Below are 15053 nucleotides of genomic sequence, written 5' to 3'. Positions count from 1 at the left end.
GGTGGTGGAGCTCCGGGAGGTGACCCGCACCTACCCGGGCGGGGTGACCGCGCTGGACCGGGTGTCGCTGGCCGTGCGCCCGGGCGAACTGCTGGCCATCGTCGGCCCGTCGGGCTCGGGCAAGTCCACGATGCTGCACCTGCTGGGCACGCTCGACCGGCCCAGCTCCGGCACCGTGCTGTTCGAGGGGCAGGACGTGTCGAAGCTGAGCGACCGCAGGCTGTCGATGCTGCGGGGTGGCCGGATCGGCTTCGTGTTCCAGCAGTTCCATCTGGCGGCCGGAGTGCCGGCGCTGGACAACGTGGCCGACGGCCTGCTCTACGCGGGCGTCCCCCTGCGGGAGCGGCGGCGCCGGGCCCGGGCGGCCCTTGAACGGGTCGGGCTCGGACACCGGCTCGGCCACCGGCCGCACCAGCTGTCGGGCGGGGAGCGCCAGCGGACCGCGATCGCCCGCGCGGTGGTCGGCGAGCCGTCGCTGCTGCTGGCCGACGAGCCGACCGGGGCGCTGGATTCGGTGTCCGGCGCCGGGGTGCTGGAGCTGCTGCGGGAACTGGCCGACGCCGGGACCACGGTGGCGGTCATCACCCACGACCGCGACATCGCGGCGTCGCTGCCCCGGCGGATCGAGCTGCGCGACGGCCGGGTCGTACGGGACTCGGCCGTCGAGCCCGAGCCGGCGGTGCTGCCGTGATCCGGCGCGCCCCGTTCCGGGCGAAGGGCACTGCGGACGGGCGGCCGGCGGGCGGGCGCCGGGAGAAGACGCGGCGGTCGAACCGGCTGGCGCCGCGGGACGTGCTGCGGGTCGGCGCGGCGGGACTGCGGGCCCGGCCGCTGCGGGTGTTCCTGTCCGCGCTGGGCATCGCGATCGGCATCGCCGCGATGACGTCGGTGGTGGGGATCTCCTCCTCCAGCCGGGCCGACCTGCAGGCCACGCTGGACCGGCTGGGCACCAACCTGCTGACCGTGGGGCCCGGCAGCGACTTCTTCGGCAAGGCCGCCACGCTGCCCGAGCAGGCGATCGGCATGATCGGCCGGGTGCCCGGGGTGCGGTCGGCGTCCGGCACCGGCAAGGTCGAGGACGCCAAGGTCTACCGCAACGACCGCATCCCGGAGGGCGAGTCCGGCGGGATCGGCGTGCACGCGGCCCGGCTGGACCTGCCCGGCACCGTCGGCGCGACCGTGGCCAGCGGCACCTGGCTGAACCGGGCCACCGCCCGGCAGCCCGCGGTGGTGCTGGGCTCGCTGGCCGCCGACCGGCTCGGCATCGGGGCCGCCGGCCCGGACGTCCAGGTGCTGCTGGGCGGCCGCTGGTTCACCGTGATCGGGATCCTCGACCCGGTGGCGCTGGCCGCCGAACTGGACACGGCCGCGCTGGTCGGTTGGGAGGTGGCCGAGGACAGGCTCGGCTTCGACGGCCACCCCACCACCATCTACACCCGGGCCGACGAGGACCGGGTGGAGCAGGTGCGCGACCTGCTGGCGGCCACTGCCAACCCCGAGGCGCCCAACGAGGTCCAGGTCTCCCGGCCGTCGGACGCGCTGGCGGCCAAGAACGCCACCGACGAGGCGTTCACCGGGCTGTTGTTCGGGCTCGGCGGGGTGGCGCTGCTGGTCGGCGGGGTCGGGGTGGCCAACACCATGGTCATCTCGGTGCTGGAACGGCGGGCCGAGATCGGGCTGCGCCGCTCGCTGGGCGCCACCCGGGGCCAGATCCGGGGCCAGTTCCTCACCGAGTCGCAGTTGCTGGCCGCGCTCGGCGGGGCCGGCGGGGTGGCGCTGGGCATCGCGGTCACCGCGATCTACGCGCTCACCCAGGGCTGGCCCACGGTGGTGCCGGCCTGGGCGATGGCCGGCGGGGTCGCCGCCACCCTGGTGATCGGCGGCGTCGCGGGCCTGTACCCGGCCATCCGCGCCGCCCGGCTGTCCCCGACCGAGGCCCTGGCCACCCCGTGACCGCGGGCGGCCGGGATCAGCCGTAGCGCTTCATTTCGTGAAAGAACTCCGGGACGGTCTGCAGGTCGCCGTTCGCCTGGACCTGGTCGTAGACGTGGCGCGCCACGGCCAGGTCCAGCACCCCCAGCCCGAACGGAGAGAAGATCACCGGCTGGTCGGCAGGCGGGGTGATCTTGTCGGTCAGCACGTCGTAGAGGGTGCCGGCCACGAAGTCGCGGTGGCCGACCCGCTGCTCGGCCAGGTGCGGGGAGGTGTTGGCCTTCAGGCAGTGCTCGACGTCGTCGACGACGTTGTACGACGACAGGATGATCTCCGGCGACAGGTCGCGCAGCGAGACGTGCAGCACCAGCGGGTTGTGCGCGAACCAGGCCGGGTCCAGCACGTGCGGCTCGCCGGCGACGGTGGCGAAGACCACCAGGTCCGACGAGCGGATCAGGTCCTCCGGCTTGTCGTGGACGGTGATCTGCCCGCGCTCGGTGCGCTCCAGGTAGCCCTTGAAGCCCTCGGCGTGCTCGGCCGACAGGTCGTGCACGCCCAGGGACTCGAACTCCAGCCCGTTCCCGGCCAGGTAGGTGTGCAGGTAGCGGGCGATGAGCCCGACGCCGAAGAACCCGACCCGGGTGGGCCGCACGCCCCGCCGCGCGCTCAGCTCGACGGCCGCCAGCGCGGCGGACGCGGCGGTGCGCGCGGCGCTGATGATGGAGCTCTCCAGGCAGGCGAACGGGTAGCCGGTCGCGGTGTCGTTGAGGATCAGTACCGCCGAGGCGCGGGGGATCCCGGCCGCCACGTTCTCCGGGAAGCTGGAGATCCACTTGATACCGTGCACGTCCACCTCGCCGCCCACCGAGGCGGGCAGCGCGATGATCCGCGAGGACGGCCGGTCCGGGAAGCGCAGGAAGTAGGAGTCGGGGTTGACCGTGCGCCCCTCGCCGTGCAGCCGGTAGGCGGCCTCGACGATACGGGTGATCTGCTCCTCGCGGCCGCTGACGGCCCGATGCACCTGGGCGCCGGAGATCACGGCGAAGCTGGGGGACTGGCTCATCTGGGACGGCTCCGTAGACCGGTCGGGGGTGGGACGAGTGATCAGTTGATCAGTCGCCGAGGATATCGGCGCCGGGCAGCGCGAGCCCGTCGGCCAGGTCGCCGAAGTGCTCGCGCACCCAGTGCTCCTCGTAGATCGAGTCGAGATAGCGTTCGCCCAGGTCGGGAGCGATGGCCACGGCGACCGGCTGCTCGCCGGGGTACTTGGCCGCCAGCCAGCGGGCGGCGCCGCTGACCACGGTGCCGGTGGACCCGCCGAACAGGAACCCCTTGGCGGCCAGTCGGTGGACGGTGCGGATGGTGTCGGCCTCGGGCACGTGCACCACGTCGTCGATGTAGGACTCGTCCACCAGCGCGGGGCGGGCGCTGGTGCCCAGCCCCGGCACCAGCCGCCGCTCGGGGACGCCGCCGAAGGTGACCGAGCCGACCGCGTCGACCGCCACGATGGTGACCGGGCGGCGCAGTTCCCGGAAGTAGCGGGCGCAGCCCATCAGCGTGCCGGTGGTGCCGGCCCCGACGAACAGGACCTCCAGGTCGGGGAACTGCCGGTCGATGGCCGGGGCGGTGCCCCGGTAATGCGCCATCCAGTTGTTGCGGTTGGCGTACTGGTTCAGCCACACGTAGCGGCCGTCGGCGGCGCACAGGTCGCGCACGTAGCGGATCCGGCTCTCCAGATAGCCGCCGTTGGCGTCCTGCCGAGAGACCACCCGCACCTCGGCGCCCAGCGCCCGCATCACCCGCATCGAGGCGGGGTTGCAGCGGGGGTCGGTGACGCACAGGAAGCGGTAGCCCCTGCTGGCGGCGATGATGCTCAGCGCGATGCCCAGGTTGCCGGAGGAGGACTCCACGATCACCGAGCCGGGCGTCAGCAGTCCGTCGCGCTCGGCCGCGGCGACCATCTCGCCGGCCGCCTTGAGCTTCACCGAGCCGGCGAAGTTGAACCCCTCGCACTTCAGGAACAGCGGGTGGCCGAGGACCGGCCGCAGATCGACGTAAAGGTCCTCGACGTTGAAGTCCTGCGGCGAGCAGATGATGGGCACGCTGTGAACCTCGTACGAAATCCAGGGTCCGGAACGGAGAAAGTCGTGGAATGTTTTTCGGATCGCCGGGTCAGAGATTTCGAAGAGTCTTTTCGGAATTCTCTCGGTGACGCTTCCACCCGATCGGATGATCGTCTCCGGGCCCCCTCATCCCCCGAACTCACCATGTTGCTGATCAAGCTCGGCGGAGCCTCACCGTACCCGTGGGCATGTCCCCCCGCAAGCCCCGCTTGCTACTAATCGTACAGAAAATGATGATTTGGTGCGCGCCCGGTCATAAGCTACGACGTGCGTCGTCGCCGGACCGTTCCGGCGGTGACGGCGGAGCATTTCTAGTTGACGGAGAGTGACCATGGAGCGCCCTGGAACGGCCGCCGGCCGGCTGCTGCCCGTGGCCGGGCTGGCCGAGCTGCCGATGCGCCCGGACCAGCCCGGACGGGCCCGGGAGCTGGCGGTGCGGCAGGCCATGACGCGCACCCTGGAGGTGGACCTGGCCGACCCGGTGATCACCCGGGTGGAGCGGCTGGCCGCCGGGCCGGACCCGGTGGCGGTGGCCGACGAGTGGCGCGCCCTGACCTACGGGGAGCTGGCCGCCGAGGCCCGCCGGCTGGCCGCGCTGCTGGAGCGCGCCGGGGTCGGCCCCGGCGACGTGGTCGGCGTGGGCGGGCGGCGGTGCGCCACGGTGGTGGCGGCGTTCCTGGCGATCGAGCTGCTCGGGGCGCTGTACGTGCCCGCCGACGCCGGCTGGCCGGCCGCCCGGGTCCGCGACGTGCTGGTCCAGGCGGGGGCGTTGGCGCTGCTGGACACCGGCGCCGACGAGCGGTCCCCGGCGCTGCTGGAGGGCGCCGCGGCGGCCGGCTGCCCGGTGCTGCGGGCGGCCGAGGCGGCCGGCTGCGAGCCGTGGACCGGCGCGCCCCGCCTGCACTCCCTCGACCAGCCCCGCTACGTGCTGTTCACCTCGGGTTCCACTGGCCGGCCCAAGGGTGCGGTGGTCGAGCACCGCGGCATGCTCAACCACCTGTGGGCCAAGATCGTCGACCTGGAGATGACCGCCGCCGACGTGCTGGCCCAGACCGCCCCGCTGGGCTTCGACATCTCGGTCTGGCAGATGCTGTGCCCGCTGCTGCTGGGCGGCCGGGTCGAGGTGATCGGCGACGAGGTGGGCCACGACCCGGTGGCGCTGGCCCGCGTGGTGGACGAGCGGGCGATCACCATCGTTGAGCTGGTGCCGACCATGGTCAGGCATCTGCTGGACGACCTGGCCGGCGCGCCCGAGGGGTCGCTGGGCGGGCTGCGGTGGATGATCGCCACGGGCGAGGAACTGCCCACCGAGCTGGCCCGGCGCTGGCTGGAGGCCGTGCCGCACGCCCGGCTGCTGAACGCCTACGGGCCCACCGAGTGCTCCGACGACGTCACCCACCACACGATCACCCGCGCCGACCTGGACCTGCTGCGGCTGCCGATCGGCACCCCCATCGTCAACGCGGACCTGTACGTGCTGCGCCGTGAGGACGACGGCACCTGGGCGGCCTGCGAGATGGGCGAGGTCGGCGAGCTGTTCGTCGGCGGGATCTGCGTCGGCCGCGGCTACCTGGGCGATCACGACCGCACCAGGGACGCCTTCTTCCGCGACCCCATCGGCGGCGTCCCGGGCGGTCGGCTCTACAAGACCGGGGACGCGGTGAAGCTGCTGCCCACCGGGACTCTGCAGTACCTGGGACGGGTGGACCGCCAGGTCAAGATCTCCGGGGTGCGGATGGAACTCGGCGAGATCGAGGCGGTGCTGCAGCGCCACCCGGCGGTGGGCGCGGTGGCCGTGGTGGTGCACGAGTTCACGCCACAGGGGTGAATCGTTCCTCACGGTGTGTAGTCGGCTGCGCCGGCCGCAAACCGCCCGCGCGGGGCCGAGATGGTGATCTTCCGCGGTTGCCCGACATCGGTCAATGCCGGCGCCGGGCGCCCGGCCGGGCCGCCGCGGGCGCCGATTTTTTGTCACGGTTGTGAGTGTTTCCCGGGGACAGGTTCGCATGGTGAGGGGATTGCGGGGGCTTGTGACGCACTGGTTGACTGTTGGGTCGCTACTCCTGAGTAGAGGCGGGGTGCTCTGCGGTGGGGGAGGCCACCCGGGCGCGGGGTGGGATCGTCGGCTCGCAGTGCCTGCGGCGCCGGGTGGCACACGGGGAAAGGGGACGGGTCCGGCCCGATGGTCCTGACTTTCATCTTCGCGTAACCGAAAGCCCTCTCACCGGAAAAGTGCTTGTTGATGTCGACACCGGAGTTTCTCCCCCTTTCCGCCGCGCAGCGCAGTGTCTGGTACGCGCAGCAACTCGTTCCGCAGGTGCCGATCTGCATCGCCCAGTACCTCGACATCGAGGGGGCGCTGGACCCGGCGCTGTTCGACGAGCTGGCCCGCATCGCGGCCGATGAGATTCCCGGCCTGCACATCCGGCTGGCCGAGCGTGACGGAATTCCGTACCAGCTGGTGCCCGAGCGCGTCGAGGCCACCATCCCGACCGTCGATTTCAGCGCCGAGCCGGACCCGATGGCGGCGGCGCGGGAGTGGATGCGGGCCGACATGGCCGCCCCGATGGACCTGCGCGGGGAGCGGCTCTACCGGCTGGTCATCATTCGGCTGGCCGCCGACCGGCACCTGTGGTACCTGCGGGCGCACCACATCTGCGTGGACGGCTTCGGCGGGGCCCTGGTCGCCGCCCGGGTCGCCGAGATCTACACCGCGCTGGCCGAGGGGCACGGCTACCGGCCCCGCTCGGTGGGCTCCTACCGGGCGCTGCTGGCCGAGGAGGAGGAGTACCGCGCCTCCGAGTGGTACGAGCGGGACCGCGCCTACTGGACCGAGCGGTTCGCCGACCTGCCCGAGGTCGTCAGCCTGACCCGCTTCCCCGGGCGGACCGTCCCGCCCACCATGGACTTCGTCCGTGCCACCACCACGCTCGGCCCCGACGAGAGCCGCCGGCTGGGCGAGGCGGCGCGGGGCCTGCGCACCGCCACCTCCGGGCTGGCGATCGCCGCCACCGCCGCCTACCTGTCCCGCATGACCGGCGCCACCGACGTCGTGCTGGGCCTGGCGGTGACCGGCCGCACCACCCCGCTGGCCCGCGAGACCCCCACGATGCTGTCGAACATCGTGCCGCTGCGGGTGTCGGTGCGTCCCTCCATGACGGTGGAGGAGCTGACCCGCGCCGTCTCCCGGGCCACCGCGCGGGCGCTGCGGCACCAGCGCTACCGCCGCGAGGACCTGATGCGCGACCTCGGGCTGCTGGGGGAGAACCGCCGCCTGTACAGCGCGGTCGTCAACATCATGCCGTTCGACTACACCATGGACTTCGCCGGCGCCCGTGCCACCGCGCACCCGCTGACGCTCGGGCTGACCGAGGACATCGCGTTCAACATCCACGACGGCCTGGACGGCCGGGGCACCCGCATCGACGTCGACGGGCACCCGGACCTGTACACCCGACAGGAGATCGACGCCCACCACGAGCGCTACATGCGCTTCGTCCGGCGGCTGGCCGAGGCCGGCCCCGGCACCGCCCTCGGGTCGATCGAGATCCTCGACGATACCGAGCGCGACACGGTGCTGCGCCACTGGAACGACACCGCGACCGGCCGGACGGCCGACACCGGGACCGACGCCAGGACCGTCGTCGGGCGGTTCGCCCGGCAGGTCGCCGCCACCCCGGACGCGGTGGCGGTCCGCGCCGGCGGCGTCCGCCTGACCTACCGGGAGCTGGACGAGCGGGCCAACCGGCTGGCGCACCGGCTGATCGGCATGGGCGTCGGACCGCAGACCCCGGTGGCGACACTGCTGGAGCGCTCGCCGGAGGTGATCGTCGCGTCGCTGGCGATCCTCAAGGCCGGCGGCTACTACGTGCCGGTCCACCACGGCTACCCGGCCGAGCGGGTGGCCTGGCTGCTGGCCGACACCGGTTCGCCGGTGCTGGTCTGCGACCGGGCGATGGCGGGCCGGGCCACAGGCCTGGGCGTCCCGTCGCTGGTGGTGGACGCCGATCCGCTGTTGGCCGCCCAGCCCGCCACCGACCCCGGCGTCCCCGTCCACCCCGGCCAGCTCGCCTACGGCATCTTCACCTCCGGCTCGACCGGCCATCCCAAGTGCGTGGCGATCAGCCACCGCGACGTTGCCGACTTCGCTGCTGACCCGCTGGTCGCCGTGGCGCCGGCCGAGCGGGTGCTGGTGCACTCGGCACATGCCTTCGACGCGTCCACCATGGAGATGTGGGCGCCGCTGCTGAACGGCGCCACCGCTGTGGTCGCCGAGCCGGGCGCGCTGGACGCCGACGCGCTGCGGCGGGTCGTCGCCGACGAGAGCGTGACCCGCATGTTCGCCACCACCTCGCTGTTCAACCTGGTGGCGGCCGAGAGCCCGGAGGCGTTCGCGGCGCTGCGGGTGGTACACACCGGCGGCGAGGCCGCTTCGGCGTCGGCGATGCGGCGGGTGCTGGCCGCCTGCCCGGACACCGAGGTCGTCAACGTCTACGGGCCAACTGAGGCCACCACCTACGCCACCGCCCTGCCGGTCCGCGGCCGGCTGGGCGAGCGCGAGACGTCCGTCCCGATCGGCCGGCCGCTGGCCGACACCCGCGCGTACGTGCTGGACGCCGCGCTGCGCCCGGTGCCGCCGGGCGTCCCCGGCGAGCTGTACTTGGCCGGGACGGGCTTGGCCCGCGGCTACCTCGACCTGCCGGTGCCGACCGCCACCTCATTCGTGGCCTGCCCGTTCGGGGCGCCCGGGGAGCGGATGTACCGCACCGGCGACCTGGCCCGCTGGAACGACGACGGGACGCTGGAGTACCTGGACCGGGCCGACCACCAGGTGAAGATCCGCGGCTTCCGGATCGAGCTCGGCGAGATCGAGACGGTGCTGGCCGCCCACCCGGCGGTGGCGCACGCCGCCGTGGTCGCCCGCCGGGACGGACCCGGCGGCAAGCTGCTGGTCGGCTACGTGGTGCCCGCCGAGGGCGCCGCCGCCGACCCGGGGGAACTGCGCGCCCATGTGGCGCGGTCGCTGCCGGAATTCATGGTGCCCGCCGCGGTCGTGGTGATGGACACCCTCCCACTGACCGCCAACGGCAAGCTCGACCAGCAGGCCCTGCCCGCCCCCGACTTCCTCGCCCGGACGGGCGAACGTGCCCACCGCGCGCCGCGCACCCCGCACGAGGAGACGCTGTGCGGGCTGTTCGCCGAGATCCTCGGCGTCGAACGGGTCGGGCTGGACGACGGCTTCTTCGACCTGGGCGGCGACTCCATCATCGCGATGCGGCTGGTGTCGCGGGCCCGCGCGGCCGGGCTGGTGATCTCGCCGCGCGACGTGTTCCAGCACCCGACCGTGGAGGAGCTGGCCGCCGTGGTCCGCGCCGAGCCCGACGCCGGCCCGGCGGGCGGTGCGCCGGACTCGGGCGTCGGCCCGGTCCCGGCCACCCCGATCGTGCGCTGGCTGCGGGAGCTGGGCGGCCCCACCCGGGGCTTCAGCCAGAGCGTGGTGCTGCGCGCCCCCGCCGGGCTGGACACCGGTCATCTGGCCGCCGCGCTGCAGGCCGTCCTGGACCACCACGACGCGCTGCGGATGCGGGAGCTGCCCGGCGGCGGTCTGGAGATCACCCCGCCGGGCTCGGTGGACGCCGCCGCCTGCGTGCTGCGCGTCGCGGTCTCCGAGGGACCCGACGGGCCTGAGGGGAAGGCGATGGCGGACGCTGTTGCTGCCGAGCTGGAGGCGGCCCGGCGGCGGCTCGATCCGGCCGCCGGGATCATGGCGCAGCTGGTCTGGCTCGACGCCGGGCCCGCCACGCCCGGCCGCCTGCTGCTGTGCCTGCACCACCTGGTCGTGGACGGGGTGTCCTGGCGGATCCTGCTGCCCGACCTGGTCACCGCCTGGGCCGCCGTCGCCGGGGGCCGCCCGGCCGGACTCGACCCGGTGGGTACCTCCCTGCGCCGGTGGGCGGAGCTGCTGAGCGACGAGGCGCACCGCCCCGAGCGCGTCGCCGAGCTCGACCGGTGGGTCGCGATCCTGGGGGACGGCGATGCGCCGCTGGCCGGCCGCCCGCTCGACCCCGCAACCGACACCCGGGGCGGTGCCGCCCGCCTCGAACTGGAGCTGGACGCCGACGTCACCGCCCGGCTGCTGGGCGAGGCGCCGGTCGCCTTCCACGGCCGGGTCAACGACGTGCTGCTGGCCGGGTTCTCCCTGGCGGTCGCCGAGTGGCGCCGCCGCCGGGGCCGGGACGCCGCCTCCGTGCTGGTCGACCTGGAGGGACATGGCCGCGAGGAGCTGCGGCCCGGCATCGACCTGTCCCGCACCGTCGGCTGGTTCACCGCCAAGCATCCGGTGCGGCTGGACCCCGGCGCCGCCGACTGGGCCGCCGTGCGCGCCGGCGGACCGGCCGTCGGGACCGCCGTCAAGCGGGTCAAGGAGCAGCTGCGCGCCGTGCCGGGCGACGGCCTCGGCTTCGGCCTGCTGCGCCACCTCAACGACGAGACCGCCCCGGTGCTGGCCGCGCTGCCCGCACCGCAGCTTGTCTTCAACTACCTGGGCCGGGTCGAGGCGCCCGCCGGGGACTGGGGCGTGGCCGACGAGGCCGGCGCGCTGGACGGCGGCGCCGACGAGGCCATGCCGCTGGCGCACGTCCTGGCCGTGGACGCCGTCGCCCGCGACACCGGTGACGGCGTTCGCCTGACGGCCACCTGGACCTGGCCGGGCGGCCTGCTGAACGAGGCCGACGTGCGGGAGCTGGCGCAGGCGTGGTTCGAGGCCCTGCGGGGCATCGCCGCGCACGCCCGGGCCGCCGGCGCGGGCGGCCACACCCCGTCGGACTTCCCGCTGGTCACGCTGGACCAGGCGGAGATCGAACGGCTGGAGCGCGAGCACCCGGAGCTGGCGGACGTCTGGCCGCCGGCACCCCTGCAGCAGGGCCTGTTCTTCCACGCTCTGCTGGCCGCCGAGGCCGCCGCGGCCGGCCAGGAGGCCACCGACGTCTACACCGGTCAGCTCGTCCTCGACCTCGACGGCGACCTGGACGTGCCCGCGCTGCGCGCCGCCGCCCGGGCCCTGCCCGGCCGGCATCCCGCGCTGCGCACCGCGTTCGTGCAGAGCGCCGACGGCACCCCCGTCCAGCTTGTTCTGCGGGCCGGGCGGGAGCCGTCCTGGCGGGAGATCGACCTGGCGGGCAGGGGCGAGGACGCCGTCCGGCGGTTCATGGCCGAGGAACGGGCCCGCCCGTTCGACCTGGCCCGCCCGCCGTTCCTGCGGTTCGCGCTGATCGCGCTGGGCGCCGGACGCCACCGGCTGCTGCTGACCTTCCACCACATCGTGCTGGACGGCTGGTCGATGCCGGCGCTGGCCGGTGAGCTGCTCACCCTCTACACCGGGCAGGAGCCGCCGCGCGTCCCCGCCTACAAGGACTATCTGGCCTGGCTGGCCGCGCAGCGTCCCGACGCCGCCGAGACCGCCTGGCGTACGTCGCTGGAGGGCACCACCGGCACGCTGGTCGCGCCCGCCGCCGCCGACCGCGCCCCCGCCCCGCCGGAGAAGCTCAAGATCGAGCTGCCCGCCGGGCTGCCGGACCGGCTGCCGGCCCGGGCCCGCACCCTGGGCCTGACCCCCAACACCCTCATGCAGGGCGTGTGGGGCCTGCTGCTGGCCCGCCTGCTGGACCGCGACGACGTGGTGTTCGGCGCCACGGTCTCCGGGCGGCCGCCCGAGCTGCCCGGCGTCGAGCGGATGGTCGGCCTGTTCATCAACACGCTGCCGGTCCGGGTGCGGCTGGACGCCGACGAGACGGTGGCGGCGTTCCTGACCCGCCTGCAGCGCGAGCAGTCCGAGCTGCTGCCCCACCACCACCTCGGGCTGGGCGAGATCCACCGGCTGGCCGGGACGGGCGCGCTGTTCGACACCATGACGGTGTTCGAGAACTACCCGCTGGACGCGTCCCTGCTGGGCGCCTCGATCGGCGGTGTCCGGCTGACCGGGGCGGACCTGCTGGACGCCACCCACTATCCGCTCACGCTGGATGTGGTGCCCGGCGAACGGCTGCACCTGCGGCTGGGCTACCGCACCGACGTGTTCGACCGGGTCACCGTCGACCGGCTCGCCGGCCGGCTGCTCGCCCTCGTCGAGGCCGTGGTGGCCGACCCGGACCGCAAGGTCGCCGACCTCGACCTCACCGGAGACGACGCCGCGCCGCTGCGCGCCGCGTTCCGGGAGTCGGCCGCCCGGCCGAGCCCGGCCGCCCGGCCTCCGGCGGCCCCGGTCAAGAAACTGGTCGCCTACGTGGTGCCCGCACCGGGCGCCGAGGTGGACGCCGAGGAACTGCGCGCGTTCGTCCGCGAGCACCTGCCGGAGACGATGGTCCCGGCGGCGCTGGTGGTGCTGGACGAGCTGCCGCTGACCCCCAACGGCAAGGTCGACACCAAGGCGCTGCCCAAGCCGGAGCTCGTCGTGACGGACAAGGAGCACCGGGCCCCGCGCACGCCCCGCGAGGAGATCCTGTGCGGGATCTTCGCCGACCTGCTGGGCGCCGAGCGCGTCGGCGTGGACGACGACTTCTTCGCCCTCGGCGGCGACTCGCTGCTGGCCATGCGCGTGGTCAGCCGGGTACGGACCACGCTGGGCGTGGAGCTGCCGATCCGCTCGGTGTTCACGGCCCCGACCGTCGCCGGGCTCGCCGACCTGCTGGGCGAGGACACCGGCCCGGCCCGGCCGCCGCTGGTCCCGGCCGAGCGGCCGCCGATCGTGCCGCCCTCGTACGCCCAGCAGCGGCTGTGGTTCCTCAACCGGTTCGAGGGGCCGTCGGCCACCTACAACCTGCCGGTGGCGCTGCGGATCACCGGCCGGATCGACCCCGCCGCGCTGCGGGCCGCCCTCGGCGACCTGGTGGAACGGCACGAGTCGCTGCGCACCGTGCTGCCCGACGGCGGCGGCGTCCCGCGCCAGCTCGTGCTGGACCCGGCGGCGGCCGGGCCCGACCTGACGATCACCGAGACCACCGAGGCCGAGCTGCCGATGCGGCTGGCGTCGGCGGCGGGCCACGCCTTCGACATCTCCGCCGAACCGCCGCTGCGCGCCCACCTGTTCACCCTCGCGCCGGACCGGCACGTGGTGCTGCTGCTCATGCACCACATCGCCGCCGACGGCTGGTCGATGGCCCCGCTGGCCCGCGACCTGATCACCGCGTACGCGGCGCGCGCCGAGGGACGGGCCCCCGGCTGGACCCCCCTGCCGGTGCAGTACGCCGACTACACGTTGTGGCAGCAGGAACTGCTCGGTTCGGAGGGTGATCCGCAGTCGCTGGTCAGTCGTCAGATTGGGTTCTGGCGGGAGGTGTTGGCGGGGCTGCCGGAGGAGATCGCGTTGCCCGCCGACCGGCCGCGTCCGGCCGAGGCCACCTACCGGGGCGGCACCGCGAGGTTCCGGCTGCCCGCCGAGCTGCACCGCGGCCTGCTGGAGCTGGCCAGGCAGACCGGCGGCAGCCCGTTCATGGTGGCGCAGGCCGCGTTCGCAGCGCTGCTGACCAGGCTGGGTGCCGGGACGGACGTGCCGATCGGGTCGCCGATCGCGGGGCGTACCGATGAGGCGTTGGACGATCTGGTCGGTATGTTCGTCAACATGCTGGTCTTCCGGACCGATACCTCGGGTGATCCGAGTTTCCGTGAGCTGGTGTCGCGGGTGCGGGAGACGGATCTGGCGGCGTACGCGCATCAGGACGTGCCGTTCGAGCGGCTGGTGGAGGTGCTCAACCCACCCCGCCACCTGGGCCGCCACCCCCTGTTCCAAGTGGGCCTGACCTTCCAGAACAACCCCGAGGCCCGGCTGGAGCTGCCCGGCTTCACCGCCGAACCCGAACCGCTGCACGCCGGCACCGCCCGGTTCGACCTGCTGATGGTGCTCACCGAGACGGCCGACGGGCTGGACGGCGAGCTGGAGTACGCCCTCGACCGGTTCGACCCAGCGACCGCCGAGGACTTGGTCACCCGGTTCGAACGGTTCCTGACGGCGCTGCTGGCCGACCCGGACGTGCCGATCGGGTCGGTGGACCTGCTGGACGAGGCGGAGCGGCGCACGATCCTCACCGAATGGGCCGGTGGTTCCGGTGCCGCGGTGGAGCGGGCGACGATTCCGGCGTTGTTCGAAGCCCAAGTGTCGCGTACTCCCGATGCGGTGGCGGTGACGTTCGAGGGTGTGAGCGTCACGTATGGGGAGTTGAACGCTGCGGCGAATCGGCTGGCGCGGTTGCTGGTGGAGCGTGGGGCGGGGCCGGAGCGGTTTGTGGCTTTGGCGTTGCCGCGTTCGATCGACTTGGTCGTGGGTGTGCTCGCGGTGTTGAAGGCGGGCGCGGCGTATGTGCCGGTGGATCCGGATTATCCGGCGGACCGGATCGCCTACATGCTTCAGGACTCCGGTCCGGTCCTGGCGGTCACCACGAGCGAGGCGGCGGCGGTGCTGCCTGAGAACCTGCCCAGGGTGCTGCTCGATGAGGATGACGTCACCGGTCGCCCGGACGAGAACCTGGGCGGGGTGGGGCTGCTTGCGGAGCATCCGGCGTATGTGATTTACACGTCGGGTTCGACGGGTCGGCCTAAGGGTGTGGTGGTGCCGCATCAGAATGTGGTGCGGCTGCTGAAGTCCACTGAGCGGTGGTTTGGTTTCGGGTCGGATGATGTGTGGACGTTGTTCCACTCGTATGCGTTCGATTTTTCGGTGTGGGAGTTGTGGGGGTCGCTGTTGTATGGCGGCCGTCTGGTGGTGGTGCCGTTCCTGACGTCGCGTTCTCCGGAAAATTTCCTGGAGCTGCTGGCCGCTGAGCGGGTGACGGTCCTCAACCAGACGCCGTCGGCGTTCTACCAGTTGATGGCCGCCGACCGAGAAAACCCAGGAAGTGACCTGGCGCTGCGTTACGTCGTTTTCGGTGGTGAGGCGCTGGAACTGGGCCGGTTGGAGGATTGGTACTCCCGGCATGGCGATGATGCGCCGGTGTTGGTGAACATGTA

6 protein-coding genes are annotated in these 15053 nt (G+C 73.4%); 4 read left to right on the top strand and 2 right to left on the bottom strand.

All coding sequences use genetic code 11. The features are described from left to right. The first annotated feature begins 1 nt into the window (after window position 1). Entirely contained in the window at window positions 2-691 is a 690-nt protein-coding gene (locus C4U03_RS07665) for an ABC transporter ATP-binding protein (protein ID WP_200827166.1), read from the top strand. A gap of 86 nt (window positions 692-777) precedes the next feature. Further along, window positions 778-1953: an ABC transporter permease gene (locus tag C4U03_RS07660; RefSeq protein WP_200827165.1), complete on the top strand. Its 1176-nt coding sequence runs from the start codon at window positions 778-780 to the stop codon at window positions 1951-1953. Window positions 1954-1969: 16 nt separating this feature from the next. Here the strand turns inward: C4U03_RS07660 and sbnB are convergent, their stop codons facing one another. Together sbnB and sbnA are read right to left on the bottom strand one after the other, a co-directional pair. Beyond that, on the bottom strand, window positions 1970-2995 hold the full coding sequence (gene sbnB, locus C4U03_RS07655; RefSeq protein WP_103936994.1) for a 2,3-diaminopropionate biosynthesis protein SbnB: 1026 nt from the start codon (window positions 2993-2995) through the stop codon (window positions 1970-1972). A 49-nt stretch (window positions 2996-3044) separates the two neighbouring features. Continuing rightward, window positions 3045-4034, bottom strand: a complete 990-nt coding sequence (gene sbnA / locus C4U03_RS07650) for a 2,3-diaminopropionate biosynthesis protein SbnA (RefSeq protein ID WP_103936993.1) — start codon at window positions 4032-4034, stop codon at window positions 3045-3047. Window positions 4035-4386: 352 nt separating this feature from the next. Here sbnA and C4U03_RS07645 point away from each other — a divergent pair, with 352 nt between their 5' ends. Further along, window positions 4387-5883 carry an amino acid adenylation domain-containing protein gene (locus tag C4U03_RS07645; protein WP_103936992.1) on the top strand — a complete coding sequence of 499 codons (1497 nt, stop codon included), beginning with the start codon at window positions 4387-4389 and terminating at the stop codon, window positions 5881-5883. A 414-nt stretch (window positions 5884-6297) separates the two neighbouring features. Further along, window positions 6298-15053: non-ribosomal peptide synthetase (locus C4U03_RS07640; protein ID WP_103937420.1), on the top strand; the 8756-nt coding region annotated here is incomplete at its 3' end.

Origin of the sequence: Thermomonospora echinospora (assembly GCF_900108175.1) — a bacterium.
GTDB lineage: Bacteria > Actinomycetota > Actinomycetes > Streptosporangiales > Streptosporangiaceae > Thermomonospora > Thermomonospora echinospora.
Note: the sequence above shows the minus strand (reverse complement) of the source record. Positions and strands in the feature narration are given on the sequence as shown.

What these genes read in the sequence shown, in the direction of transcription:
- sbnB (WP_103936994.1), bottom strand. Translation starts at nt 2,995, where the DNA reads ATGAGCCAGTCCCCCAGCTTCGCCGTGATCTCCGGCGCCCAGGTGCAT.
- C4U03_RS07645 (WP_103936992.1), top strand. Translation starts at nt 4,387, where the DNA reads ATGGAGCGCCCTGGAACGGCCGCCGGCCGGCTGCTGCCCGTGGCCGGG.